The organism is Solirubrobacter soli DSM 22325, assembly GCF_000423665.1.
Classification (GTDB): domain Bacteria; phylum Actinomycetota; class Thermoleophilia; order Solirubrobacterales; family Solirubrobacteraceae; genus Solirubrobacter; species Solirubrobacter soli.
In genome coordinates this window covers 24,973-51,603 of sequence record NZ_AUIK01000025.1, presented here as the reverse complement: position 1 = coordinate 51,603, position 26,631 = coordinate 24,973, and the positions used below count along the sequence as shown (strand labels likewise).

Genomic DNA, 26,631 nt, shown 5'->3' with positions numbered 1-26,631 from the left:
GGTCGTCGCATGACCCTGGCCGACGTCGCCCGCTCCCTGGACATCTCGCCCGCCACCCTGCGCCGGTGGGTGGCGGAGGGGATCGTGCCGCTGCGCGACGGCGAGTGGACGCCCGCGGCGCTCGCCCAGGCCCGGCTGGTCGCCCGCCTGCGCTCACGGGGTCACTCGCTCGACCAGCTCCGGGTCGCCGCCAAGCAGGGGCGACTCGCCTTCGGCTATCTCGAGGACCTCTTCCCGGACCCGGAGGTCGAGTACGGCCTCAAGGACGCCGTCCGCGAGACCGGCCTCGAGCCGGAGCTGATCCGGCGCATCTGGAGCGCGGCGGGGTTCAGCGCGGAGTCGCTCGAGCACCTCACCGAGGACGACATCTCGCTCCTGCAGCGCTTCGGCGCCGTCCTGGACGCCGGGCTGCCGCTGGTCGCGTTCCTCCAGCTCGTGCGGGTGTACGGGCTGGCGCTGGCCCAGATCGCCGACGCCGAGGTCAAGCTCTTCCACCTCTACGTCCACGAGCCGATGATCCGCGACGGCGCGCCCGTCCTGGACATCGCGGAGGAGCTGAGCGACCTTGCCTCGGAGCTGCTGCCGCTGGCGGGCCCGATCATGGACTCCGTGCACCAGCGCACGCTCCAGCACTTCATCGCGCAGGACGTCGTCGGGCACCTCGAGCTGGTCGCCGACGACGCCGCGCTCGGCCGCGTCCGGGTCGCGATCGCCTTCGCCGACCTCGCGGGCTACACGCGGCTGACCGAGGAGGTGGGGGAGGAGGAGGCGCTGGAGGTCGTCGAGCGCTTCGTCGACCTCGTCGGCGAGACGCTGCCCGACACCGCGCGCGTGATCAAGACGATCGGCGACGAGGTGATGGTCGTCGGGACCGAACCGTCAGCGCTGTGCGACTGGGCGGTCGGCCTTGTGACGCTGTCGACCGAGCGCCCGCTGCCGCGGATCGGCGTCCACGTGGGCAGCGCCCTGTATCGCGACGGCGACTACTACGGCCGCGCGGTCAACCTGGCGGCGCGGGTGAGCGCGCGGGCGACCGGCGGCGAGGTCCTGGTCACGCGCGAGGTCCGCGAGGCGGCGGGCCGGCACCTCACCTTCCAGCCGATCGGCGAGGTCAAGCTCAAGGGCTTCGGCGAGGCGACCGAGCTGTTCCTGGCAGGGCTGCGATGAAGGTGCTCGTGCTGCTGTCGGGCGGGCGCGACTCGGTCTGCCTGCTGCACAAGCTGCGCGACGAGGACGTGCAGGCGCTGCACGTCAACTACGGGCTGCGCGGGGAGGAGTCCGACGGCGACGAGGCCTTCTGCCGCGCGCTCTGCGACGAGCTCCGGATCGAGCTGCACGTCGTGCACGCCGGACAGCCCGTCGGCAACGTGCAGGCGTGGGCGAGGGAGCTGCGCTACGCCGCGGCGGAGCGGATCGCCGGCGACCGGCAGATCGCCGTAGGACACACGGCGACCGATCAGCTCGAGACCCTGATCTACCGCCTCGCCGCCTCACCCGGCCGCCGCGCGCTGCTGGGGATGCGCGAGGACCGTGTGCTCCGCCCGCTGCTCGACCTCACGAGAGAAGAGACCGCGGCCTACAACGTCGCGCACGGTCTCGCGTGGCGCGAGGACTCATCGAACCCGGCATCCGTGCGCGGGCACATCCGGAACGAGATCCTCCCGGCCCTGCGCCGGCTCCACCCGGCCGCCGAGGCGAACATGCTCGAGACGCTGCGGCAGCTGCGGGAGGAGGCGGCCGCGCTCGACGAGTGGTCACAGAAGTACGTGGAGCGGGCTTTTGTGACCACGGCGGATCTCGAGGTTGCGCCGCGAGTCGTCCTCCAGCGCCTGGCCGGGGAGATCAACATCGCCGCGCACGTCGACGCGATCGTCTCGCTCGCGAAGCATCCCGGCACCGCGTCGCTCGACCTGCCCGGCGGTCTGCGCGCCATCTCCGAGTACGGCCGCCTGCGGATCGAGCACCCGCAGGAGACGAGCGATCCGACTCCCGCGGAGCTCCCGATTCCCGGCCGCGTCGCGTTCGGCGACGGGGAGCTCGTGTCCGAGCGGGGACACTTCGCGATCGCCGACGGGACATTGGCCGGCGAGGCGCTGGCGGGCACGCTCGAGGTTCGGGGATGGCGGCCCGGCGACCGGATGCGCCCACTCGGGCTCGACGGCAGCAAGTCCCTCCAGGACCTCTTCACCGACCGCAAGATCCCGCGCGAGACCAGGCACAGGCTGCCGATCGTGCTCTCCGACGGCGAGATCGCGTGGGTGCCGGGCGTGGCGACGGGGGAGCGCTTCCGCGTCGGACCGGAAACCCACACGCAAGTGCGACTGTCCTGGCTCCTAGACTCCGCGGCCCCATGAAGGAAGAGATCGGCGAGATCCTCGTCCAGGCGGACGACCTGCAGCACCGCATCCGGGCGATGGCGGAAGAGATCGCCCGCGACTATGAAGGCAAGGACCTGCTCCTGATCGGGGTCCTGAAGGGCGCGTTCCTGTTCCTGGCCGACCTGATGCGGCATCTGGACGTCGGCTGCGAGGTCGACTTCATGGCCGTCGCGTCGTACGGGTCGAGCACGGAATCGAGCGGCGTGGTGCGGATCCTCAAGGACCTCGACGCGCCCCTGGAGGGCCGGCACGTCCTGATCGTCGAGGACATCGTGGACTCCGGACTGACGCTCCAGTACCTGATGCGGACGCTCAAAGGTCGAGGGCCGGCCTCCCTGGAGGTGTGCGCCCTGCTGACCAAACCCAGCCGGAGGACGGTGGATCTCCCTGTCCGTTACACCGGTTTCGAGATTCCTGACAAGTTCGCGATCGGCTACGGGCTCGACTACGCGGAGCGCTACCGGAACCTTCCCTACGTGGCCGCGTTGGTACTCACTGACGACTGATTAGCCGCCGCATACAAACCCGAACCACACTGGCCGAACCCCCTTTGGCTCTGCGAACTCCTTGGTAGCCTTGATCATCTTGACTCGCCGTATCACTTCTGCGCGCGGGATGCGCGCCGGCTCATGAGCCGCTTCTTCAAGAGCGCCGCCTTCCCGATCCTGATCGTGATCGTGCTGGCGTTCTTCGCCTCCAAGCTGATCCAGAACGGGAATCAGGCGCCGGCGACGAGCTACAACCAGTTCCTCACCCAGATCGACAACGATCAGGTCGACAACGTCGTTCTGCGCACGAAGGACAACTCGGCCGAGGTCACGCTGAAGGGTCCGGAGAAGAAGCGCTACACGACCGGCTGGGTCCAGGGCGACGCGGGTGCCGCGCTGATCAACAAGCTGCGTACCGCGGCCGCCGAGGGCAAGATCAACGGCTTCGACATCAAGCCGGCGCGCTCGAGCGTGATCCTCTCGCTCCTGACCTACGTCTTCCCGATCCTGATCTTCATCGGGTTCTGGATCTTCCTGATGAACCAGGTCCAGGGCGGCGGCTCGAAGGTCATGTCGTTCGGCAAGTCCCGGGCGAAGCGGATGAGCGTCGACTCGCCGAAGATCACGTTCCGCGACGTCGCGGGCGTGGACGAGGCGGTCGAGGAGCTGCACGAGATCAAGGAGTTCCTCGAGAACCCGAAGAAGTTCCAGGCGCTCGGCGCGCGGATCCCGAAGGGCGTCCTGCTCTACGGCCCGCCCGGCACCGGCAAGACGCTGCTGGCCCGCGCGGTCGCGGGTGAGGCGGGCGTCCCGTTCTTCTCGATCTCGGGCTCGGACTTCGTCGAGATGTTCGTCGGCGTGGGCGCGTCCCGCGTGCGCGACCTCTTCGAGCAGGCCAAGCAGAACTCGCCCTGCATCATCTTCATGGACGAGATCGACGCCGTCGGCCGCCATCGTGGCGCCGGGCTCGGCGGCGGTCACGACGAGCGCGAGCAGACGCTCAACCAGCTCCTGGTGGAGATGGACGGCTTCGAGGCCAAGGACAACATCATCATGATCGCGGCCACCAACCGGCCCGACATCCTCGATCCCGCCCTGCTGCGCCCCGGCCGCTTCGACCGGCAGATCACCGTCGATCGCCCGGACCGCAAGGGCCGCGCGAAGATCCTCGAGGTCCACACCCGCGGCAAGCCGCTGGCCAAGGGCATCGACGTCGACACGCTGGCGGGCCAGACCCCCGGCTTCACCGGCGCCGACCTGTCCAACCTGGTCAACGAGGCCGCGCTCCTCGCCGCCCGCACGGGCAAGAAGGAGATCACGCAGGTCGAGCTCGAAGAGGGCATCATGCGCGTGGTCGCCGGCCCGGAGAAGAAGACCCGGGTCATGGGCGAGAAGGAACGCCTGGTCACCGCGTACCACGAGATGGGCCACGCGATCGTCGGCCACTACCTCGAGCACTCCGACCCGGTCCACAAGATCTCGATCATCAGCCGCGGCCAAGCCCTCGGCTACACGATCAGCCTCCCGTCCGAGGACAAGTTCCTCACCACGCGCGCGGAGCTGCTGGACACGATGGCGATGACCCTCGGCGGCCGCGCCGCGGAGGAGATCATCTTCGGCGAGATCACCACGGGCGCGTCCAACGACCTCGAGAAGGTCACGGCGACGGCCAAGCAGATGGTCATGCGCTTCGGCATGAGCGAGAAGCTCGGGCCGCGCGTCTTCGGCCACGATCACGGCCAGCCGTTCCTCGGCCGCGAGTTCTCCTCCGAGCCGGACTACTCCGACGAGATCGCCCGCGAGATCGACGACGAGATCCGCCGGATCGTCGAGGGCGCGCACCAGGTCGCCAAGGACCTGCTGGCCGAGCACCGCGCCAGCCTGGAGTCGATCTCCGAGCTGCTGCTCAAGCGCGAGACGATCGAGCGCGAGCAGTTCGAGGCCCTCCTCGCGGGGGCGCCGGAGTCCGAGCTCTGGCCCGACCTGCCCGAAGGCCCGGAGCGTCCGGAGCTCGGCGGCACGGTCTCGCGCGACCGCGAGTCGGCCAAGCGCGGCCTCCCGCGTCCCGGCCTCGCCGGCGGCGCCGCCGAGCTGCGGCGCGACTTCCCGGAAAAGCCCGAGTTGGCGTAAGCCCGACGCGGCGTGGTGCGGCGCCCGCCCAGCGGGCGCCTACGCCGTCGCGTAGCGCGGAGAGCGCGCGGCGATGCCGTCAGGCGCTACCCGAAGGTCGGGCCCGAGAGCTGCGCGCGGAACGTCGCGATCTCGGTGACCGCCGCGCCGATGAAGGCGGCGTGCGAGCGCGCGATGTCGCGCTCGAGGTCGGCCATGTAGGACCCGATGTTGGCGACGCCGGTCTCCTCGGCGAGGTGACGCTCGGCGTGCAGTTCCTTCAGTTGGTTGTGGAGTTCGAAGGCGGACATCGTGGATAGGAGATTCGCAGTGCGGCGCCTGATACACGCGGGTGCGACCATGCCAATCGCGTGTACGGAGCCCCCACCAGGGGGGTGCGGCTAGCCGGACGTGAGCAGCTGCTGCGCGGCGGTCGAGAGCTCGAGGATGACGTTCTGGTGGTCCTGCGGGGTCTGGGCGTGCTGGGCCTGGGCGAGGGTTGCCCGTACTGCGTCGAGCGAGTTCGCCTGGATCATCAGAGCGGGGCTGTTTCCTTGGATCTCCATATCCCGGTCATCGACACCCACCGCCGGCTCATCGGCGACCTTGGACGGATGTCGCACGCAGAGGCAGCGGCGATGCGGGCTTGAGCTCCGCCAGCCGAAGCAGGGTGATCAGCCGTTGCGCGCCCCCGCGCGTGGAGAGCCGCGACAGCGTCACGTGCAGCTCCTGCACGTCGTGGGCGACGAGCATCAGGATCGCGTCGATCTCGCCCGCGACCGAGTCGGCGGAGATGATGTTGTCCAGCGCGGCCACCTCGGCCGCGAAGCGGCGCTCCGCCGCGTCGTCGTGGCGCGCGAGCGTGACCAGCAGGTAGACCTGCAGCGCGAAGCCGGCCGTCGCCGAGTCCAGCCGGGCGGTGATGTGGCGGACAACGCCCGCCTCCTTCATGCGCCGCACGCGGTTCAGCGTCGCGGCGGGTGACAGACCGACGATCCGGGCCAGCTCCACGTTGGGCCGGTCCGCGTCCGTCTGGAGCTCCTTCAGTAGTCGGACGTCGATTTCGTCCAGTGAGACGGGCATAGGACGAAAGAATATTTCGTCACACGGCGTCAGTAGGCGATCCACAAAAGTCGCAAGCGGTTGGCGCCGAAGATGTGAGGGTCATGTTGAACATTCGCCGTCACACCGCTCTGGTGGCGCTCGTCGCCGCGGGCCTCCTCTGGGGGCTCACCGTGCCCCTGTCGAAGCTCGTCCTGGACTGGCTCGACGGCGGCACCCTCACCTTCATCCGGTTCGCGCTCGCCGCGCCGATCCTCGCGATCCTCTCCCGCAAGCACCTCAAGGCCGCGTTCACGCCGCGCATCATCGCGGCGGGGGCGATCGGCTACGGCGTCGTCGTCGTGCTGCAGAACCTCGGCATCGAGCGCACGTCCGTCAGCCACGCCGCCCTGATCGTGGGCGCCACGCCGGCGCTCGTCGCGCTCTCGGCGATCCTCAGCGGCCGCGGCCAGAGCGGCCCGCTGGCCTGGGCCGGGTTCGCGCTCGCGCTCGCGGGCGTGGTGATCGTCGCCGGCGGCGGTGGGGGAGCCGCCTCGCTCGGCGGCGACGCGATCGTGCTGATGTCCGTCTCGATCAGCGCCACGTTCGTCCTGATCCAGCCGTCGCTGTTGCGCGGGCGCGATCCGTTCGCGGTCACCGCCGTGCAGATGATCGGCGGCGCGGCCGCCGCGCTGCCCAACGCGCTGAGCGAAGGCCTCCCGCATGCGCCCGCGGGCGCGACGCCCGTGATCGCCCTCGCGTTCCTGGCCTTCGCCGGCACGGTCGGTCCGTTCGCCCTGTTCGCCTACGGGCAGTCGCGGGTCGCGCCGGAGCTGGCGGGCGCGTTCCTGAACCTCGAGCCGCTGGTCGGCACCGCCGCGGGCGCGCTCGCGTTCGGCGACCCGTTCGGGCCGCTGCAGCTGCTCGGCGGCGCGGTGATCCTGGCCGGCATCGCGCTCTCCACGGCGCGCCCGAAGCGGCCAGCCGCCGCCCCGAGGCGGGCTGCCGCACCGGCCGGTGCGGCTCACCGCACCCGCACACGCCAGCCAACTCCCTCCCGGCGGCGAGGCGAAATCGCGAGTATGCACGTATCAAGCAGCACCTCTGAACACTCTCTCCAACATGACCCTCCTCGCCCCCCGACCCGACCGCAGCCTGACTCCCCACACCTTTGTGGTCCCGGTGGTTCGCGAGGTTCCCTCCCCTTCTGAAACCCTCAAGGCTGCCGGAGTCTCCCCCTCCTCCCTCTGGTAGCGATCCTCCCCCTCGAACTCCTACATCCACCTACCGGCCGCCCTGGGTTCCTCCTCCCCCACGGCGGCCGGTAGCGTTTAAGGAGCCCGTAAGAGGACCCTGGTGCGCCCGCTGCGGCCCATCCGCGGCGCCTGGCGCCACCGTCGAGCTCGACGGGCGGCGCCCGCCTTCGCTCGCCGGCGGCCCCAGGCATCCACGGCTGGACCACATCGGTCGGACCAGATCTCCTCTGCCAGACTCCCGGGTCATGCCGTTCGAGATCATGGGTGTGGTCAACGTCACGCCCGACTCCTTCTCGGACGGCGGGCAGTTCGACGATGCCGCTCAGGCGGTCGCGCACGGTCGCCGGCTGGCTGCCGAGGGCGCCGCGATCCTCGACGTCGGCGGCGAGTCCACCCGCCCCGGGGCCGACCCGGTCCCCGCCGAGGACGAGCGCGCGCGGGTGATCCCGGTCGTCGAAGGCCTGGCCGGCGTGGCCAGGGTCTCGATCGACACGATGAAGCTCGCCGTGGCCGAGGCGGCGGTGGACGCCGGCGCCGGCTATGTCAACGACGTCAGCGCCTTCCGCCACGACCCGGCGCTCGCCGAGTTCGTCGCCGACCGCGACCTCGACTGCTGCCTGATGCACATGCTCGGGGAGCCGCGGACGATGCAGCGCGACCCCCGCTACGACGACGTCGTCTCCGACGTCAAGGCCTTCCTGACCGAGCGGATGGACGCCGCCGTGCGGGCGGGCGTCAAGGAGGAGCGGATCCAGCTCGATCCGGGGATCGGGTTCGGCAAGACGCTGGAGCACAACCTCGAGCTGCTGCGCCGCCTGGGCGAGCTCACCGACCTCGGGCGGCCGCTGGTGATCGGCACGAGCCGCAAGTCGTTCCTGGGCAAGATCACCGGCCGCGACGTGACCGAGCGCGTGCACGCGACCGTCGCCACCTGCGTGATGGCCTACGAGCGCGGGGCGAGCGTCTTCCGGGTTCACGACGTCGCGGCGGTGGCGGACGCGCTCAAGGTGGCTGATGCTACGGTCGCCGGATGGCCGACGACGAGTCCGACGACTACGAAGACGATCTGAGCGAGGACGACGACGAGGAAGGCCTCGAAGTCGGCGTCACGATCGAGATCACCGGTCTCTCGCTCTACACCCATCACGGCGTCACGGCCGAGGAGCGCAAGATCGGGCAGCGCCTGCTGCTCGACGTGCGGTTCGACGCGGGCGAGCCCGACGCGCTGATCACCGACCGCGTCGAGGACACGATCGACTACGGCGAGGTCTGCCAGGTGATCGCGCTGATCGCCCAGGCGCAGTCCTACAAGACGCTCGAGCGGCTGTGCGCGGTGATCGCGGACCGGCTCGCCTCCCAGTTCGGCGCCGAGAGCGTGACGGTCAAGGCCTCCAAGCCCGAGCCGCCGATCCCGCTGCCGGTCGAAGAGGTGTCGGTCGAAGTCTGGCGCGAAGAACGTTAGTGCTCACTAACATATAGGGCATGGCCAGAAAGTCCGCCGAGGAGCGCCGCGAGGAGATCGTGGCGATCGCGTTCCGCCACTTCGCCGAGGGCGGGTACAACGGCACCTCGACGGAGGCGATCGCCCGCGAGGCCGGCATCTCGCAGCCGTACCTGTTCCGGCTCTTCCGCACGAAGAAGGAGCTGTTCCTCGCCTGCTCGGACCACTGCTTCGCGCAGGTCATCGACGTCTTCCGCGCGGCGGTCGAGGGCGTGCCCGAGGGCGAGCGGTTGACGGCGATGGGTCACGCGTACGAGGAGCGACTGCTGCCCGACCGGCACGGCGTGATGTTCCAGATGCAGGCCTACGCGACGTCGGAGCCCGAGATCCGCGCCTATGTGCGCGAGGGCTACATCAGACTGACGCGGACCGTTGCGGAGTTGGCCGGTGTACCCCGCGATGAGACATGGCAATTCTTCGCCTACGGAATGATGCTCAACGTGGTGGCGATGCTCGATCTCGACTGGGTGCCGGAGCACGAGAGTTGACCTACCGCCACCGGCGGGCGATCGCCTGGGGCGCATTGGTGCTCGTGCTCGTCGCGGCGGTCTTCGCGCTGCCCGTCTTCGGCGAGCTCGGCAACGAGAACGACTTCGACGACCCGAGCGCCGAGGCGGTCACCGCGCGCAACCAGGTCAACCGCACGACCGGGGCGCGCTCGACGCCGAGCATCGTGGCGCTGGTGCGGCTCGGGGCGCCGGCGGAGTCCGGGCAGGCGAGGGAGCGGATCCTGCGCGTGCGCTCCGCGCTGGCCGGCCCGGGGGTGGCATCCGTCGTCTCCTACACGCCCGGCGGCGACCGCCGGCTCGTCTCGCGCGACGGCCGCTCGACCTATCTCCTCGCGACCTTCAGGAACAACGACCTCGGTGCGCGGACCCGGATCGAGCAGCGGCTGGGCGATGTGCCGTGGGTCGTGCTGGGCGGTGGCGCGATCGCCGCGCCCGCGATCGGCGACCAGGTCTCCAAGGACATCGCCCGCGCCGAGCTGATCGCGTTTCCGATCCTGTTCCTGCTGACGCTGCTCGTCTTCCGCAGCCCCGTCTCCGCGCTGCTGCCGCTCGCGGTCGGCGCGGCGACGATCCTGCTCAGCTTCCTGGCGATCCGGATCATCAACCTGCACGTGAACCCGATGTCGATCTACGCCCTGAACCTGATCAACGGGCTCGGGCTGGGGCTGGCGATCGACTACTCGCTGTTCATGGTGTCGAGGTTCCGGGAGGAGCTGGCGGCGGGGAAGGACCGCGAGACGGCGCTGTCGGCCACGCTGCGCACCGCCGGCCACGTCGTGGCGTTCAGCGCGATCACCGTCGCCGCCGCGCTGGCCGCGCTGATCGTCTTCCGCCAGCGCTTCCTCTACTCGATGGGCGTCGGCGGGGCGCTGTGCGCGCTGATCGCGGCGGGTGTGTCGCTCACGCTGCTGCCGGCGCTGCTCGGCATCCTGGGGGAGAAGGTCAACGCGGGCGGGCCGCGGCGCTGGAAGGAGGCGATCGCGCGCGAGGCGCGGGCCGAGCGCTCCGGCTTCTGGTACCGCCACTCGCGGCGGGTGATGCGCCGGCCGATCCCGTTCGCGACCGGCGCCACGATCCTGCTGATCGCGCTCGGCCTCCCGTTTCTGACGATCAAGTTCACCGGGATCGACCCGAGCGTGCTGCCGAGCGATCAGCCGGCACGGATCGTCGACGACGCGATCAAGAAGGAGTTCCCGCCGAGCGAGACCTCGCCGGTGTACATCGCGGTGCCGCGCGGCGCGAACCTCGGCCCGTACTCCGCGGCGCTCCCCAGGCCGGTCGCTCCGCCCCGGATCCAGGACGGGCGGATCGACCTGATCGCGCCGGGCGCGCCGTTGAGCGACGAGGCGAAGTCGTTCGTGCGCCGTGTGCGCGCGATCCCCGCGCCGTTCGAACGCTCCGTCGGCGGCCAGACCGCGGGCTTCCTCGACCAGCAGAAGTCCCTTCGCGCCCACCTGCCGATCGCGCTGGCGATCCTCGCGACCACGACGCTCGTGATCCTGTTCTTCATGACGCGCTCGGTGGTGCTGCCGGTCAAGGCGCTGGTGATGAACCTGCTCTCGCTGTGCGCCGCGTTCGGGCTGATGGTGCTGGTCTTCCAGGACGGGCACCTCGACTGGCTGTTCCGGTTCGACTCCCAAGGGGCGATCGAATCCAGTCAGCCCGTGCTGCTGTTCGCGGTCGCGTTCGGGCTGTCGACCGACTACGGCGTGTTCCTGCTCGGGCGCATCAAGGAGCTGCACGACTCCGGGCTCTCCAATGAGGAGGCGGTCGCGCTCGGCCTGCAGCGGACCGGGCGGATCGTCACGTTCGCGGCCGCGCTGATGGTGATCGCGATCGGCTGCTTCGTCACCGCCTCGATCATCTTCATCAAGCAGCTCGGGTTCGGCGTGGCGGTCGCCGTCCTGATCGACGCGACGATCGTCCGCGCGCTGCTCGTCCCCGCCCTGATGCGCCTGTTGGGCGACTGGAACTGGTGGGTTCCGCGTCCACTCGCCAGACTCTTGCCGGCATGAGGGAGATCGGCTACCTCGGATTGGGCTCGAACATCGGCGACCGGCGGATTAATCTGCAGGCGACCGTCGAGCTGTTGTGGGGACACGGCGTCGACGTGCTGCTGTCGTCGAGCGTCTACGAGACCGAGCCGATCGGCGAGGTGCTCACGCAGCGCGCGTTCTACAACGCGTGCCTGCGGGTCGAGACGACCTTCAAGCCGGAGAAGCTGCTCGACGCGTGCAAGGCGGTCGAGCACGCGTTCGGGCGGGTGCAGGCGGGCGAGCGGGGCTACGTCAAGCACGGCCCGCGCGAGATCGACGTCGACGTCCTGCTGCTCGGGCAGACCACGTATGAGTCCGAGCGGCTCACGCTCCCGCACCGCGAGGTGACCACGCGCCGCTTCGTGCTAGTGCCGCTGCTCGAGCTCGACCCGCATCTGCACGTCCCCGGCAAGGGCCGGGCGGCGGACTTCCTCGATTCGATCGAAGGCCAGGACGTCTCGCGCGTCGGGCCACCATTGGATACGGGGCCTTAGAGATGCTGCTCGTCGTCGACGTCGGCAACACGCAGACCCACCTGGGCGCCTATGACGGCGAGGACCTCGTCCACGACTGGCGCTTCGCGACCGTGCGCGAGTCCACCGCGGACGAGCTCGGCGCCGCGCTGACCAACCTGCTCGCGCTGCGCGGGTTCGCGTTCGAGGACATCGACGCGTCGATCGTCTCGGCCACGGTCCCGTCGCTGCGCCCGCAATGGACCGCGATGGCCCAGCGCTACCTCGGCCACGAGATGCTGCTGGTCGGCCCGGGGCTGCGGACCGGGATGCCGATCCGCTACGACAACCCGCGCGAGATCGGCCCGGACCGGCTGGTGAACGCCGTCGCCGGCTACGAGCGGGTCGGCGGGGCATGCGTGATCGTCGACTTCGGCACCGCCGTCACCCACGACGTGGTCTCAGCCGGCGGCGAGTACCTCGGCGGCGTGATCTTCCCGGGCCTGGAGATCTCGATGGAGGCGCTGGCCAACCGCGCCGCCGCGCTGCCCGCGATCGACCTCACCCCGCCGCGCGCGCTGATCGGCAAGTCCACCGTCGATGCGATCCGCGCCGGTGTCCTGTACGGCTACGCGGGCATGTGCGACGGGATCATCGACCGCCTGCACGCCGAGCTCGGCGACTTCAAGGCCCTCGCCACGGGCGGCCTGGCGGGCGCGGTCGTGCCGCACTGCCGGACGATCGACATCGCCGACGACCTCCTCACGTTGACGGGCTTGCGGATCATCTGGGAGCGCAATCGATAAAGGGGTCAGACCCCTTTAGGTGCTCGGGACGAAACCGAGTGTGCAGAGTCGAGACGGCCACCTAAAGGGGTCAGACCCCTGGCTCCGTCGCTCGGAGCCGCTGGGTTCACGCGCCAGGGGTCTGACCCCTTTAGGTCCACGCCGTCACGAGTGACTCCGTCGCTGACACCTAAAGGGGTCTGACCCCTTAAACGACCCCTCGTACGCTTACAAGCGTGCGCAGCCTGCACGATCCATGGGAGCTCGGGGGTCTGACGATCCCCAACCGCGTGATGCTCGCGCCGCTGGCGGGCATCGGGAACTGGTTCGTGCGCCTGCAGGCCAAGCGCTACGGCGCGGGGCTGGCGGTGAGCGAGATGATCTCGAGCTTCGCGATCCACTACGGCAACGCGAAGACGCTCAACGAGCTGCTCGTCATCCACCCCGAGGAGGGGCCGGTGTCGATGCAGCTCTTCGGGCAGGACCCGGAGATCATGCGCTCCGCCGCGGCTCGGGTGGCCGAGGTCGGCGCCGACATCCTCGACCTGAACATGGGCTGCCCGGTGCCGAAGGTGACCAAGACCGGCGCCGGCGCCGCGCTGATCAAGGACCCGGACACCGCGGTCGCGGTCGCGCGTGCCGCGCGCGAGGGAAGCGGTCTCCCGGTCACGGTCAAGCTGCGCGCCTCGATGAAGCCCGGCGGCGTCGAAGGGCTCGAGCTCGCGCGGCGTCTCGTCGAGGAGGCGGGCGTCGCGGGCATCACGTTCCATCCGCGCAGCGCGGCCGTGCGCCACAAGGGCGTCCCGGACTACGACCTGGCCGCGCAACTGGTCCAGGAACTGCCGGTCCCGGTGATCGTGAGCGGCGGCATGGAGGGCGTGGAGCACATCCGCTGGGTCTTCGAGCACACGGGCTGCGCGGCGGTCATGTTGGCGCGTGGCGCACTTGGAAACCCGTGGCTCTTCGCCCAGGTCCTGGGCGAGCGGACCGACGAGCCGACGCCTGAGGAGATCCTCGACGAGTGGCTGTGGGTGATCGATCGGGCCGAGGAGCATCTGGGTCCCGACCGGGCCGCGCGGTATCTGCGAAAGTTCCATCCCTGGTACGTGGAGCGCCTCGGCGCCCCCAAGACCCTCCAGGACGCGCTCCAACGCGCGGAAACGATCTCTGAACAGCGCGCCGCGCTGTTGCTATCCTGCGCGCCCTTCGCGCCTGTCCAGGCGTAGAAGCCGGTCCGCCTGACCAGCGGGCCGTTTCCATTCTTCAGCCCCGCAGAAGGACTGACGCAGCATGCAGAAGGACGTCATCCTCACCCCCGAGGGACTCGAGAAGCTCAAGCAGGAGATCGAGTACCTCTCGACGACGAAGCGTCGCGAAGTCGCCGAGCGCATCAAGGAAGCCCGCGAGTTCGGCGACATCTCGGAGAACTCCGAGTACGACGACGCCAAGAACGAGCAGGCGATGCTGGAATCCCGCATCGCGACGCTCGAGGACAAGCTCCGCTCCGCGTCGGTGATCGACGCTTCCGAGTTGTCGGCGGACGTGGTCCGCGTCGGCTCGCAGGTCCACATCAAGGACGACAAGGGCAAGGACCTCGTCTACACGATCGTCGGCTCCACCGAAGCCGACCCGGCGGCCAACCGGCTCTCCAACGAGTCGCCCGTCGGCAAGGCCCTCGTAGGCCGCAAGAAGGGCGACGCCGTCAAGGTGACGCTCCCGTCGGGCAAGCAGCGCGAGCTCACCGTCACCGGCATCGAAGTCGCATAACGTGGAGGCGAGCGAGCAATCAGAGCTCCTCGCCACCCGCCGCCGCAAGCTCGAGGCTCTGCGGGAGGCGGGCGTCGAGCCGTTCCCGCACGCCTATCCGGGAGTGATCTCGATCGCGGACGCCAAGGCACCGCACGAGGGACTCGAACCCGGCGAGGAGACCGAGGCGCGCGTGCGCGTCGCCGGCCGCCTGCACGCCCGCCGCGGCCAGGGCAAGGCCGCGTTCCTGGACCTCGACGACCGCTCCGGGCGCATCCAGCTGCACGCGCGCGCGGACGTGCTCGGCAAGGAGTCGCTCGACGCGCTCGTGGCGCTCGACCTCGGCGACCTGCTCGGCGTCGACGGCACCATCTTCCGGACCAAGCGCGGCGAGTTGTCGGTCAAGGTCGACGCCTGGGAGCTGCTCGCGAAGTCGCTACGTCCGCCTCCGGACAAACACGCGGGCCTGACGGACACCGAGACGCGTCTGCGTCATCGCGAGCTGGACCTGCTGTCCAACGAGGAGACCCGCGAGGTGTTCATCACCCGCGCGAAGGTCATCACCGCGATCCGCGCGTTCCTCGACGGCGAGGACTTCATCGAGGTCGAGACGCCGGTCCTGCAGCCGATCTACGGCGGTGCTCTCGCCCGCCCGTTCGTCACCCATTTCAACGCGCTGGACCGCACGTTCTACATGCGGATCGCCACCGAGCTCTACCTCAAGCGCCTGATCGTGGGCGGCCTGGAGCGCGTGTACGAGATCGGCAAGGACTTCCGCAACGAGGGCCTTTCGCCCAAGCACAACCCCGAGTTCACGATGCTCGAGTGGTACGAGGCGTACGCGGACTGGGAGGTCGTCGCCGACCGCGCGGAGCGCCTGATCCGCACCGTGGGAGAGGTCGTGGGCTCCGAGCGCTTCCAGCGCAAGTGGGAGCGCGAGACGCTGGCCGGCTCGATCGCCGCGCGCGTCGACGGCCTCGACGTGCTCGCCAATCGCAGCCTCGAGTCGCTGCAGGGCGCCATGCGCGAGCGGGGCATGGAGATCCCGGACGAGCCGAACTGGGCGGCGCTCGTCGACTACCTGGTTTCCAAGCATGTTGAACCGACGCTGATCGAGCCGACGATGCTGCACGACTATCCGGTCGAGCTCTCGCCGTTCGCCAAGCGACACCGCGAGCACGACGGCCTGGTCGAGCGCTTCGAGGCATTTGCGGAGGGCATGGAGTTCTGCAATGCGTTCTCCGAGCTCAACGATCCGGACGACCAGCGCGCAAGGTTCGAAGAACAGGTGCGTCACGCTGCGGCGGGCGATGAGAACGCTCCGCCGTTCGATCACGACTACATCTACGCGCTCGAGCACGGGATGCCGCCGACCGGTGGCATCGGCATCGGGATCGACCGCCTGGTCATGCTGCTAACCGGTCAGCGGACCATCCGGGAAGTCGTGCTCTTCCCCGCACTCAAGTAGTCGGCCCTCCGGACCGATGGTCCGGACACATATCGATAGCCCCCAGCGTTGGTAGACTGGGGTATGGCCAAAGACGTGCCCCGAGCTGTCATCCGAATCGGCGTTGTCGCCGAATACCTGGATGAGGGCCGGGGTATTTTCGTCTCTCCGGCCATACCGTCACTGCCCTCCCGACCCACTGAGACCACCAGAACGACCGAGCGCTAGGCGAGCACTAGTAGGAAGGAAGCTCCCCAACCCATGTTCGAGCGATTCACAGAGCGAGCACGTCAGGTGGTCGTCCTCGCCCAGGAGGAGGCGCGGACGCTCAAGCACAACTACATCGGGACCGAGCACATCCTCCTCGGCCTTCTCCGTGAGGAGGAGGGTCTGGCCGCTCGCGTTCTCGAATCCCTGGACATCACCGTCGAGCGCGTGCGCGCTCAGGTCGTCCGGATCGTCGGTTCCGGCGAGGAGGTGACCTCTGGCCAGATTCCCTTCACGCCTCGCGCGAAGAAGGTGCTCGAACTGGCGCTGCGTGAGGCACTTTCGCTGGGTCACAACTACATCGGCACCGAGCACATCCTGCTCGGCCTCGTCCGCGAGAACGAGGGCGTCGCTGCCCGCATCCTGCTCGACTTCGACGCGGACTCCGAGAAGATCCGCAACGAGGTCATCCGGATGCTGTCCGGCCCCGGTGGCCGGCGCCAGGGTTCGACCGGCCAGGGCCAGGCGCCCGCGGGTGCCGCGGGAGCCCAGGGCGAGAAGAAGTCCTCAAAGTTGCTGGACCAGTTCGGTCGCAACCTGACCAAGCTGGCGGCCGACGGCAAGCTGGACCCCGTCGTCGGGCGTGAGACGGAGATCGAGCGGATCATGCAGATCCTCTCGCGGCGTACCAAGAACAACCCCGTGCTCGTCGGCGAGCCGGGTGTCGGCAAGACCGCGGTGGTCGAGGGCCTGGCCCAGCGGATCACCAACGGCGACGTGCCGGAGCTGCTCAAGAACAAGCAGATCTACACGCTCGACCTTGCCGCCCTCGTCGCCGGCTCCAAGTACCGCGGCGAGTTCGAGGAGCGCCTGAAGAAGGTGATGAAGGAGATCACCCAGCGCGGCGACATCATCCTGTTCATCGACGAGCTCCACAACCTCGTCGGCGCGGGTGCCGCGGAGGGCGCGATCGACGCCGCCTCGATCCTCAAGCCGGCCCTCGCCCGTGGCGAGCTGCAGACCGTCGGCGCGACCACCCTCGACGAGTACCGCAAGTACCTCGAGCGTGACTCGGCCCTGGAGCGTCGCTTCCAGAAGATCACGGTCGACCAGCCGTCGCTCGAGGAGTGCGTGCAGATCCTCAAGGGCCTGCGCGACCGCTACGAGGCGCACCACAAGGTCAACATCACGGATGAGGCGTTGGAGGCAAGCGCCGAGCTCGCCGACCGCTACATCTCCGACCGCTTCCTTCCGGACAAGGCGATCGACCTCATCGACGAGGCCGCCTCGCGTATGCGCATCAAGTCGATGTCCTCCCCGCCCGTGTACCGGGAGCTCGAGGAGGAGATCGAGACGACGCGGCGCGACAAGGAGGCCGCGATCGAGAACCAGGAGTTCGAGAAGGCCGCGCACCTTCGCGATCGCGAGCGCCAGCTCACGAACAAGAAGCGCGACCTCGAGGACGCCTGGGAGTCCGGCGAGGGCGGCGAGCGGCCGTCCATCGGCGAGGAGGAGATCGCGGACATCGTCTCGATGTGGACGGGCATCCCGGTCTTCAAGCTCACCGAGGCCGAGACCCAGAAGCTGATGCGCATGGAGGACGAGCTCCACAAGCGCGTCATCGGTCAGCACCAGGCGATCGAGGTCGTCGCGAAGGCGATCCGCCGCTCGCGTGCCGGCCTCAAGGACCCGAAGCGGCCGACCGGCTCGTTCATCTTCCTCGGCCCGTCGGGCGTGGGCAAGACCGAGCTGGCGCGTACGCTCGCCGAGTTCCTCTTCGGCGACGAGGACGCGATGGTGCGCATCGACATGTCGGAGTACATGGAGAAGCACGCCGTGTCCCGGCTCGTCGGCTCGCCTCCCGGCTACGTCGGGTATGACGAGGGCGGCCAGCTGACGGAGGCGGTCCGCCGCAAGCCGTACAGCGTCCTGCTCCTGGACGAGATCGAGAAGGCGCACCCGGACGTCTTCAACATCCTCCTGCAGATCCTCGAGGACGGTCGCCTGACCGACTCGCAGGGCCGCACGGTGGACTTCCGCCACGCGATCGTGATCATGACCTCGAACATCGGGGCCGGGGAGATCGCGCGCAACACGCCGCTCGGCTTCGCCGTGTCGGACGACGAGACCGGTATCTCGTACGACGACATGAAGGGCCGCATCATGGGCGAGCTCAAGAAGGTCTTCCGGCCTGAGTTCCTCAACCGCATCGACGACGTGATCGTCTTCCACAAGCTCACCAAGGAAGAGATCAAGACGATCGTCGAGCTGTTGCTGCGGCGCATCCGGACGTCCCTGGCGGAGCGCGAGCTCCAGCTGGAGCTGACGGAGGCGGCCGAGGACTTCCTCGTGGAGAAGGGCTGGGATCCCTCGATGGGCGCCCGTCCGCTCCGTCGCGCGATCCAGCGCTACATCGAGGACCCGCTGGCCGACTTCGTGCTCCGCTCCGAACTGGTGCCGGGCGCGACCGTGATGGTCGAGCCGGCCCCGGAGGGCTCCGACGAGGACATCCTGCTCTCGATCGTCAAGCCCGTGCCGAAGCCGGCCCCGGTGGGCGTCGGCGGGCGCAAGGAGGACGACGCCGAGGCGGTCGACGACACCGGCGCGCTGGACACGCCGCCCGTCGAACCATCCGACGAGGCCTAAGCACCGTTGCGAAGGGGCGCCTCTTGGCGCCCCTTCTGCTTCTCGTAGGGTGTGGGTCGATGCCCACGGGATTGGTCGACGCCGCTGCGCGCGGCGATGTCGCTGAGGTGCGCACGCTGCTCGACGACGGCGCGGACGTGAACGAGCGGCGCTCGGACGGGCGCACTGCGATCACCGCCGCCGCGCTGGGCGACCACGTCGAGGTCGCGCGCGTGCTGATCGACGCGGGCGCCGACGTCGACCCGCAGGACTCCGACCGCAACAACGCGTTGCTGGTGACGGGGGAGACGGGAAGCGTCGCCATGCTGCGCGAGGTCCTGCGCGCCTCGCCTGACCTGGGTGCGACGAACCGCTACGGCGGCGTCGCGGTGATCCCGGCGTCAGACCGCGGCCACGTCGAGTACGTGCGCGAGATCGTTCGCACCGGCATCGACGTCAACCACGTCAACGACCTCGGCTGGACCGCGCTGCTGGAGACGGTGCTGCTCGGCGACGGCGACGCCGCGCACGTGGAGATCCTCGGCATCCTGCTCGCCGCCGGCGCCGACCGCTCGATCGCCGACCGCGACGGCGTCACCGCGCTCGAACACGCGCGGGAGCGCGGGTACCGCGAGATGGTCGCGCTGCTCAGCTGAGGCACGGCTCGTCGCCGGAGACGCACGCCTGGAAGGCGAGCGTGACCAGGAGCGCGTAGCCGATCGCCGCCGCCAGCACCGTGAGGAGCAGGATCGCCGGCGCATAGACGAACCTCCGGTGTCGCACGGCGGCCCGGAACAGCAACACGTCGCCGAACACGACGAGCGCGAGCAGGACGACCTCGATGATCGCGAGCAGGATGAACATCAGTCGCAGTCTCCCCGCGTGCTGACCGCCGGTCAACACGGTGCTAACAGTGCTTAATGACCGACGGTCAACAAGCGGGCCGGCGCGCGAGTGTGGCGTATACGCAACGAGGAGCATCGCCGCGCTTGTGGCATGTGCCGCGTGCCACCGGTCGCGCCGGATAGGTTGCGCGGATGTCCAGGATCGCCGCGATCGCCGCGGCGGCATTCGCCCTTACCGCCGCGCCCGCCGCGGCTCAGGACTTCGCCGCCCCCGCCCGCAACATCATCCCCTCCGGCCAGTACGGGTCCGTCCCGCCCGCGCCCGGCGCCGACACCCAGGCGCTGATGTACGACGCGCTCACGCCGCTGTTCGACAACGTCACCGACGCGGACCTGATGAGCAAGTTCAAGTCCGAGCAGTTCGGGCTCGGGGAGGATGGGCCGGGGACGCCCGAGGCGGTCCCGCGGGCGGGCGTGACCGTGGTCCGTGACCGCTTCAACGTCCCGCACATCACGGGCAACAGCCGCGACGACGTGACGTGGGCGATGGGGTGGATCCTGGCCGAGGACCGCGGGCTGCTGCTCGCGCAGGCGCGGGACGCGGCGCGGCTGGCGGCGATCGACGCGCCCAACATCGACGCGTTCGGGCTGGTCATCAACCTCAAGCAGTTCACGCCGAACAAGCAGATCGACCAGATGATCCAGCACGACGGCGACGCGGCGCTCAAGAGCGCGGGCGCGGCGGGCGCGGCCGTGCGGCACGACATCGACGTCTATCTCGAGGGCCTCAACGCCAAGCTCAAGGCCGACGGCGGGACGCGGCCCTGGACACGCGTCGACATCTACGCCGCCAACGCCATCACCGGCCAGATCTTCGGCCAGGGCGGGGGCGACGAGGCGCGCCGCTCGGAGTACCTGTCGGTGCTCCGCAAGCGCTACGGCAAGACCAAGGGCATGGACCTCTTCGACGACCTCACCGAGTTCGACGACCCCGACTCGCCGACGACGATCTCCAAGACGTTCTCCTACGGCAAGCGGATCGGCATCGGCAAGGGCAACGCGGTGCTGGACGCCGGCTCGTTCAAGCCGGTCGGCCCGAAGGGCCTCGCCCGCGCCGCCTCAGCCCACCCGCGCTGGACGAGCAACTTCCTGCTGGTCGGCGCCGCGCGCTCGGCCACCGGTCACCCGCTGTTCGTCGGCGGCCCGCAGATCGGCTACACGTACCCCGGCCTGACGCTCGAGGCCGACATCAGCTACCCCGGCGTCCAGGCCCGCGGCGCGACGTCCCCGGGCTTCGCGGGCAACATCCTGATCGGCCGCGGGCCGGACTACGCCTGGACGCTCACCTCGGCGGGCAGCGACCTGATCGACACCTATGTCGAGACGCTCTGCGGCGGCTCGAAGACGAAGTACCTCTACAAGGGCAAGTGCAAGAAGATGGGCACGGTCGACGCGGGCACGATCAAGGGCTCCGGCCGCGTGAAGTTCTCCACCACCGTCCACGGCCCGGTCACCGGCTACGCCAAGGTCGGCGGCAAGGTCGTGGCGGTCTCGCGCAAGCGCGCCAGCTACGGCCAGGACATCCTCTGGCAGCTCGGTTTCCGCGATCTCACTATCGGAAAGGTGCGCTCGGCGTCAACCCTGCGTGACGCGATGGCGACCTCGCCCTTCACGTTCAACGTCGGCTACGCGGACGACCGCGACATCGCCATGTACTCCGCGGGCAAGCTCCCCAAGCGCGACTCGCGCGTCGACCCCCGCCTGCCCACCAAGGGCACCGGCGAGTACGAGTGGAAGGGCTTCCTGAGCAAGTCCCAGCATCCGTTCCAGGTCAACCCGCCCGCGGGCACGCTCGTGAACTGGAACAACCGCCCCGCGCCGAAGTGGGGCGCGGCGGACGACAACTGGTCCTACGGCTCGGTGCAGCGCGTGCAGATGCTCAACGACAACCTGGCCAAGACCCAGGTGCACACGCTCGCGACGGTCACCTCCGCGATGAACGCCGCCGCGACCCAGGACCTGCGCAACGTGCGGCTGCTCCCCGTGGTCGCGAAGCTGCTCGAGGCCGCGCCGTCGCCCTCGGCGCACGCCACCGCGCAGCTCGCCGCGCTGCAGGCGTGGAGCCAGATCGGCTCATCGCGCCTGGACCGCGACCTCGACGGCAAGATCGACGCGGGTCCGGCGCCCGCGATCTGGGACGCCTTCTACCCGAAGCTCTTCGACGCCGTGATCGGCGTCAAGGGCCTGGAGCCGCTGATCGGCCGCTCCGCGGGCACGTCGAGCGACTTCACCGACGGCGGCTTCTGGTACGTCGAGAAGGCGCTGCGGACGCTCAACGGCGACCCGGTCAAGCGCAAGTTCAAGACGAAGTTCTGCGGTGACCGCGCCAAGTGCGCGGCCGCCGTCTGGAAGGCGCTGGACTCGGTCCCGGACATCGCGAGCGCCGACGCGACGAAGGAGCGGATCGCGTTCAGGCCCGGCCTGCTCCCGACCACGATCCGCTTCACCAACCGCCCGAGCGGGATTCAGCAGGTCATCTCATTCAGCGGGCACCGCTAAGGGAGGATCTGCAGCACGACTCCGTAGACGCCACAGGTGGCCGCGGCCGTGCCGCGGCCGTCCTGGCGCACGCCGCCGGAGATCATCGCGTTGCGCCCGCCGATCTCGATGTGGAACTCGAACGTGTTCGAGCCGCCGATGCTGATCGACGTCGCGGTCTGATTCGCCGCGAGGCCGAGCTCGCCTGCCAGGTTGCCGACCCGCCGGGCGACGTTGACGGTCGTGCCCGACTGGTTGAGGAACGTGAGGACCGAGATCGGATCCTCGTTGCCCGCGGTCTTGTTCTGGTCGTTGCAGGTCGCGGTCAGCACGCCGAGGCCGCTCATCAGCGCCACAGTCTGCGGCGCGCCGGGCGTGTTGTCGGCGACCTCGAAGCCGCGGCTGAACGTCTGAGACTTCGGGACGTCGGCGACGAACTTGCCGGGTAGGCGGCCCTTGTCCGTGCCCGAGCGGTTGGTCGCGACGAGCTTGCCGGCGGCCTGCGAGAGCGACGCGCCCGCGAACACCGCGCTCTTGCCGTCGACCGCGCCCGCGTTCGACACGTAGCTCACCGCCGCCATCGACGTGCCGCCCAGCGACACGAAGAGCGCGATGCCCGCGACCACCATGGACGGTGAGGGCCGGGAGATCTTCATGGAAACCCCTTCTTTGAATCGGTTGACGCTGCCTCCATCCCCGCAAACCCGGCCGATCAAGCAGAGGTGCGCTTAAGCCTGAGAGGCCCGCCGCCGGGCGGGCCTCTCAAGTTGGGAGTAGGCGGGTGGCCGGGGGTCAGTCGGCGGGCCGCCTCAGAGCATCGGAGGAGGGTGTTCCGATGCGTATGGAGGAGGGGATCGCGGGTCAAACGATCCCTCGTGCATGACGGGAGAGCCGCCGAGCCATTGTCGGCTCTCCGTTATGTGAAATCGACGTCCGTGTCGGGTTTCGCGGTTTCCGGAGGGGTCCATTCCGTACGCCGCTGAGAGCATGATGCGCTTCTTGCGTTGCCGAAACCTTGGAGAAACCTTGGCGCTCCGATAGCGTCCTGGTTAAAGGTGGGCGAGGGCTGGGATATCCGGTTGTGCGGCCCGGTCATGGTCGACGTTTCCGGGCGTCGGTTGGATGCGGGATTGCCAGGGCGGCAGGGCCGCCTGCTGTTCGCCTACCTGGTGCTGAACCGTACACGGGGATGTCCACGCGACGAACTCATCGACGTGCTCTGGCCCGAGGGCCCACCGGCCGCGGCCGACTCGGCACTTAGTGCGCTCCTGTCCAAATTGCGTCGCGCGCTGGGCGACGGCGTCCTCACCGGGCGCGGCGAGCTGCGCCTGCACCTGGAGACGGCGCGGGTGGACATCGAGGCCTCCGCGGCGGCGATCCTCGAGGCCGAGGCCGCGATGGAGTCGGGCGATCACACGCTCGCCGCCGAGCGCGCCCGCGAGGCGCTCTCCACCGACCTGCAGACGTTCCTGCCCGACGCCGAGGGCGGCTGGGCGGCCGAGCAGCGGCGCGAGCTGGAGACGATCCGGCTGCGCGCGCTCGAGACCCTCGCCGAGGCGGGGTTGCGACAGGGCGGGCGCGAACTCGGGGCGGCCGAGCAGGCCGCGCGGGCGGCGATCGCCGCGGCGCCCTTCCGCGAGTCCGCCCACCGGCTGCTGATGGAGGTCCACGAGGCCGCGGGCAACCCCGCCGAGGCATTGCGCGCCTTCGAGGAGCTGCGCTCGCTGCTGCGCGAGGAGCTCGGCACGACCCCGGGGCCGGCGGCGATGACGGTCTTCGAGCGCGTGCTGCGCGGCGAGCCGCCCCCCGTGCACCGCAACCTGCGGGTCGTCCCGTCGGGCGGCATGCCGCTGGAGGCCGCGTCCTGGCCGGCGCCGCTCGCCGCCGCCGTGGACCGGCATGCGCTCGTCGGTCGCGGCGTCGAGCTCGCGTACCTCGACCGCTGCTGGCGGGAGGCGAACGAGGGCCAGCGCGCGCTCGTCCTGCTCACCGGCGACGCGGGCATCGGCAAGACGCGCACCGCCGCCGAGCTGGCCGAGCACGCGCACGGCGAGGGTGCGGTCGTGCTCTACGGGCGCTTCGACGAGGAGACGCTGACGCCCTACCAGCCCGTGGTCGAGATGCTGCGCGGGTGGTCGGCCGGCGCGCCGCTGGACTCGCTGCGCGAGCGCCTCGGCCCGCGCGCGGCGGAGCTCTCGATCCTGCTGCCGGAGTTCGGCCCGCCGCCGGCGGACCACCAGACCCCCGGCGCGATCACCGGCCCGGAGGCCGACGCGCAGCGCTACCGGTTCTTCGACGCCGTCGCGGCGCTGATCGGCGAGGTCGGCGCCGAGGTGCCGGTGATGCTCGTCTTCGACGACCTGCACTGGGCCGACCGCCCCACGCTGCAGCTGCTGCGCCACCTGGTCCGATCCCCCGCCCCGCGGCGGGTGCTGTTCGTCGGCACCTACCGCGAGAGCGAGGTCACCGACCGCCACCCGCTCCACGAGCTGGTCGGCGACCTGCGCCGCGAGGGCACGCTGCGGCGCCTGGAGCTGACCGGGCTGGCCGAGAACGAGGTCGGCGAGCTCGTGGCCGAGCTGGCGTCGGCCCCCGCGACCGAGGCGTTCGTCCACGCGCTCGCCGGCGAGACGGAGGGCAACCCGTTCTTCATCGAGGAGGTCGTGCGCCACATCCGCGACACCGCGGGCGCGCTGACCGAGGAGGTGACGCTCGAGGAGGCGGGCGTGCCGGACGGCGTGCGCGAGGTCACCGCGCGGCGGCTCCGGAGGCTGAGTGAGCCGACGCGCGCGGTGCTGCTCGTGGCGTCGGTGATCGGGCGCGAGTTCGACTATGACGTGCTTGCTTCGGTCGTCTCCCAGGCCGGCGACGAGCTGGTCGAGGCGCTCGAGGAAGGCGTCGAGGCGCGGGTCCTGCGCGAGGCGGGGCACGTCGGGCGCTACGCGTTCACCCACGCCCTCGTGCGGGCGACGTTGTACGAGCAGATCAGTCAATTGCGGCGTGCGCGGCTGCACGGACGCGTGGGCGAGACGCTCGTGCGCCTGCGCGGCGGCGACCTCGACCCGCACCTGGCGATGCTCGCCCACCACTTCGCCCAGGCGGCGCCCGTCGAGCGCCCCGACCGCGCGATCGACTTCGCGCTGGCCGCCGCGCGCCGGGCGGACCGGATGCTGGCGTGGGAGGAGGCGGCGCAGCATTACCGGGCGGCCCTGCGGGCGCGCGAGCTGGCGGGCGCGGTCGACGATCACGTGCGGGCCGAGCTGCTGCTCGCGCTGGGCGCGTCCGAGGACCGGGCGGGCTTGGAGGAGGAGGCGCGGGCGACGTTCCAGGCCGCGATCCGCACGGCGCGCCAGCTCGGCGACGCGGTGCTGACCACGCGCGCGGCGCTCGGCGTGGCCGGGCCGTGGTCGGCGCTCTCGCGCTCGGATCCGGGCCGGGTCGCGCTGCTCGACGAGGCGCTCGAGGTGCTGCCGGAGGACGACTCGCCGCTGCGCGCCCGGCTGCTGGCGCGGATGTCGCTCGAGCTCTACTACGCCGGGGAGCCGGAGCTGCGGCTCTCGCTCTCCGACGAGGCGGTGGCGATCGCGCGGCGCACCGGCGACCTGCGGACTCTGGCCACGTGTCTCGACGCCCGCCACTACGCGCTCTGGCTGCCGGAGAACGTCGAGGAGCGGCTGGAGGTCGCGGCCGAGCTGCGGCGGGTCGCCGAGGAGACCGGCGACCCGGAGCTCGAGCTCCAGGGCGCGGGCTGGACGATCATCGACCTGATGGAGCTCGGCGACATCGACGGCGTCGACATCCAGATCGCCGCCGCGTCGAAGCTCGCCGAGGCGCTCCACCGGCCCGTGTGGCTGTGGTGGACGTCGCTGTTCCGCGGCGCCCGGGCCTTGTTGGCCGGCCACCTCGACGAGGCCGAGCGGCTGGCGCAGGAGACGCTGGCGATCGGCCAGCGCGGGCAGGCCGAGAACGCCCTGCACTACTACGCCCAGACGATGTTCAACATCCGCCGCGAGCAGGGGCGCCTGGCCGAGGTCGAGGGCGCGGTGCGCGGCTTCATCGAGCTCTATCCAGCGATCCCCGCGTGGCGGGGCGCACTGGCGCTGCTGCTGGTCGAGCTCGGGCGGCCCGACGAGGCGCGCGCGGAGTTCGAGCAAGCCGCCGAGGGCGGCTTCGCCGCGTTCCCGCGCGACGCCAACTGGCTGATCGCGATCACGCTGATGGCCGAGGTCTGCGGCGCGCTGGCCGACGCCGGCCGCGCGGAGGAGCTCTACAACCTGCTCGAGCCCTACGCGGGCAACAACGTCGTCGTGGGCCGCAACGCGACCAACTACGGCAACGCGTCGCGGCTCCTGGGCCTGCTCGCGGCGACCCGCGGCAAGGACGAGCTGGCCGAGCGCCACTACGCCCAGGCGCAGCTGATGCACGCCAAGATGGGCGCCAAGCCGATGTTCGCCCGCACGGAGGTGTCGTGGGCGGAGCTCCTGCTCGCCCGACGCGCGCCGGGGGACGTCGAGCGGGCGCGCGAGATGCTGGCCGACGCGATCGTGGTCGCCGACGCGCTCGGGATGGTCGTGCTCGCCGAGCGCGCCCGCCGCCTCGTCCCCCTGCCCGTGTAGCGAAACATAAAGGGGCCTGGCCCCTTTATGTTCACGTGCCCGGGGGTGAACC

Annotated in this window: 23 protein-coding genes; 18 read left to right on the top strand and 5 right to left on the bottom strand. The window is 70.1% G+C overall.

Features of this window, described 5'->3' with window-relative positions:
- Positions 1-9: 9 nt before the first annotated feature.
- From G569_RS49965 to ftsH, 4 genes are all read left to right on the top strand, one after another.
- Positions 10-1,167, top strand: coding sequence for an adenylate/guanylate cyclase domain-containing protein (locus G569_RS49965; RefSeq protein WP_053226694.1), 1,158 nt, complete (start codon positions 10-12; stop codon positions 1,165-1,167).
- Entirely contained in the window at positions 1,164-2,354 is a 1,191-nt protein-coding gene (tilS, locus tag G569_RS0120010) for a tRNA lysidine(34) synthetase TilS (protein ID WP_028064740.1), read from the top strand. The genes G569_RS49965 and tilS overlap by 4 nt, the downstream gene beginning before the upstream one ends.
- Positions 2,351-2,884 (top strand): hypoxanthine phosphoribosyltransferase, encoded by a 534-nt coding sequence (gene hpt / locus G569_RS0120005; protein WP_028064739.1) that lies wholly within the window; start codon positions 2,351-2,353, stop codon positions 2,882-2,884. The genes tilS and hpt overlap by 4 nt, the downstream gene beginning before the upstream one ends.
- 123 nt (positions 2,885-3,007) lie before the next feature.
- A complete protein-coding gene (gene ftsH, locus G569_RS0120000) occupies positions 3,008-4,996 on the top strand; it encodes an ATP-dependent zinc metalloprotease FtsH (RefSeq protein WP_028064738.1) in 1,989 nt (662 codons plus the stop codon).
- Positions 4,997-5,082: 86 nt separating this feature from the next.
- Here ftsH and G569_RS0119995 read toward each other — a convergent pair whose 3' ends face one another.
- The 3 genes from G569_RS0119995 to G569_RS0119985 all read right to left on the bottom strand — a co-directional run bounded on the left by G569_RS0119995 (position 5,083) and on the right by G569_RS0119985 (position 6,058).
- Complete coding sequence (locus tag G569_RS0119995; RefSeq protein WP_028064737.1) at positions 5,083-5,286, bottom strand: hypothetical protein; 204 nt, start codon at positions 5,284-5,286, stop codon at positions 5,083-5,085.
- Positions 5,287-5,376: 90 nt separating this feature from the next.
- Positions 5,377-5,541 (bottom strand): hypothetical protein, encoded by a 165-nt coding sequence (locus G569_RS0119990; protein ID WP_157592165.1) that lies wholly within the window; start codon positions 5,539-5,541, stop codon positions 5,377-5,379.
- A 28-nt stretch (positions 5,542-5,569) separates the two neighbouring features.
- Positions 5,570-6,058, bottom strand: coding sequence for an Lrp/AsnC family transcriptional regulator (locus G569_RS0119985; protein WP_028064735.1), 489 nt, complete (start codon positions 6,056-6,058; stop codon positions 5,570-5,572).
- A gap of 83 nt (positions 6,059-6,141) precedes the next feature.
- Here G569_RS0119985 and G569_RS0119980 point away from each other — a divergent pair, with 83 nt between their 5' ends.
- The 12 genes from G569_RS0119980 to G569_RS0119925 all read left to right on the top strand — a co-directional run bounded on the left by G569_RS0119980 (position 6,142) and on the right by G569_RS0119925 (position 19,236).
- Positions 6,142-7,227, top strand: a complete 1,086-nt coding sequence (locus tag G569_RS0119980; RefSeq protein ID WP_084285265.1) for a DMT family transporter — start codon at positions 6,142-6,144, stop codon at positions 7,225-7,227.
- Between the two features lie 290 nt (positions 7,228-7,517).
- Positions 7,518-8,342, top strand: a complete 825-nt coding sequence (gene folP / locus G569_RS0119975; RefSeq protein ID WP_053226693.1) for a dihydropteroate synthase — start codon at positions 7,518-7,520, stop codon at positions 8,340-8,342.
- Complete coding sequence (gene folB, locus G569_RS0119970; protein ID WP_053226692.1) at positions 8,303-8,734, top strand: dihydroneopterin aldolase; 432 nt, start codon at positions 8,303-8,305, stop codon at positions 8,732-8,734. Before folP ends, folB begins: the two co-directional genes overlap by 40 nt.
- Positions 8,735-8,754: 20 nt before the next feature.
- The gene (locus tag G569_RS49960) at positions 8,755-9,261 is read left to right on the top strand and encodes a TetR/AcrR family transcriptional regulator (RefSeq protein WP_037497767.1); all 507 of its coding nucleotides are present in this window, start codon (positions 8,755-8,757) and stop codon (positions 9,259-9,261) included.
- On the top strand, positions 9,258-11,297 hold the full coding sequence (locus tag G569_RS49955; protein ID WP_169542201.1) for an MMPL family transporter: 2,040 nt from the start codon (positions 9,258-9,260) through the stop codon (positions 11,295-11,297). The genes G569_RS49960 and G569_RS49955 overlap by 4 nt, the downstream gene beginning before the upstream one ends.
- Positions 11,294-11,812 carry a 2-amino-4-hydroxy-6-hydroxymethyldihydropteridine diphosphokinase gene (gene folK, locus G569_RS0119955; protein WP_028064731.1) on the top strand — a complete coding sequence of 173 codons (519 nt, stop codon included), beginning with the start codon at positions 11,294-11,296 and terminating at the stop codon, positions 11,810-11,812. Before G569_RS49955 ends, folK begins: the two co-directional genes overlap by 4 nt.
- Positions 11,813-11,814: 2 nt before the next feature.
- A complete protein-coding gene (locus G569_RS0119950; protein ID WP_028064730.1) occupies positions 11,815-12,576 on the top strand; it encodes a type III pantothenate kinase in 762 nt (253 codons plus the stop codon).
- A 215-nt stretch (positions 12,577-12,791) separates the two neighbouring features.
- A complete protein-coding gene (locus G569_RS0119945) occupies positions 12,792-13,781 on the top strand; it encodes a tRNA dihydrouridine synthase (protein WP_028064729.1) in 990 nt (329 codons plus the stop codon).
- A 64-nt stretch (positions 13,782-13,845) separates the two neighbouring features.
- Complete coding sequence (gene greA / locus G569_RS0119940) at positions 13,846-14,322, top strand: transcription elongation factor GreA (RefSeq protein ID WP_028064728.1); 477 nt, start codon at positions 13,846-13,848, stop codon at positions 14,320-14,322.
- A 1-nt stretch (position 14,323) separates the two neighbouring features.
- Complete coding sequence (gene lysS / locus G569_RS0119935) at positions 14,324-15,769, top strand: lysine--tRNA ligase (protein ID WP_028064727.1); 1,446 nt, start codon at positions 14,324-14,326, stop codon at positions 15,767-15,769.
- Positions 15,770-16,009: 240 nt separating this feature from the next.
- On the top strand, positions 16,010-18,601 hold the full coding sequence (locus tag G569_RS0119930; RefSeq protein ID WP_028064726.1) for an ATP-dependent Clp protease ATP-binding subunit: 2,592 nt from the start codon (positions 16,010-16,012) through the stop codon (positions 18,599-18,601).
- A 23-nt stretch (positions 18,602-18,624) separates the two neighbouring features.
- A complete protein-coding gene (locus G569_RS0119925) occupies positions 18,625-19,236 on the top strand; it encodes an ankyrin repeat domain-containing protein (RefSeq protein ID WP_306765126.1) in 612 nt (203 codons plus the stop codon).
- On the opposite strand, the gene G569_RS0119920 is transcribed toward G569_RS0119925, so the two are convergent.
- On the bottom strand, positions 19,229-19,444 hold the full coding sequence (locus G569_RS0119920; protein WP_028064724.1) for a hypothetical protein: 216 nt from the start codon (positions 19,442-19,444) through the stop codon (positions 19,229-19,231). The two genes, G569_RS0119925 and G569_RS0119920, sit on opposite strands and share 8 nt — an antisense overlap.
- A gap of 173 nt (positions 19,445-19,617) precedes the next feature.
- Here G569_RS0119920 and G569_RS0119915 point away from each other — a divergent pair, with 173 nt between their 5' ends.
- Positions 19,618-21,984, top strand: coding sequence for a penicillin acylase family protein (locus G569_RS0119915; protein ID WP_028064723.1), 2,367 nt, complete (start codon positions 19,618-19,620; stop codon positions 21,982-21,984).
- Here G569_RS0119915 and G569_RS0119910 read toward each other — a convergent pair.
- On the bottom strand, positions 21,981-22,619 hold the full coding sequence (locus G569_RS0119910) for a hypothetical protein (protein ID WP_157592164.1): 639 nt from the start codon (positions 22,617-22,619) through the stop codon (positions 21,981-21,983). The two genes, G569_RS0119915 and G569_RS0119910, sit on opposite strands and share 4 nt — an antisense overlap.
- A 621-nt stretch (positions 22,620-23,240) precedes the next feature.
- On the opposite strand from G569_RS0119910, the gene G569_RS0119905 reads away from it, so the two are divergent.
- Positions 23,241-26,579 (top strand): ATP-binding protein, encoded by a 3,339-nt coding sequence (locus tag G569_RS0119905; RefSeq protein ID WP_028064721.1) that lies wholly within the window; start codon positions 23,241-23,243, stop codon positions 26,577-26,579.
- Positions 26,580-26,631 lie beyond the last annotated feature (52 nt).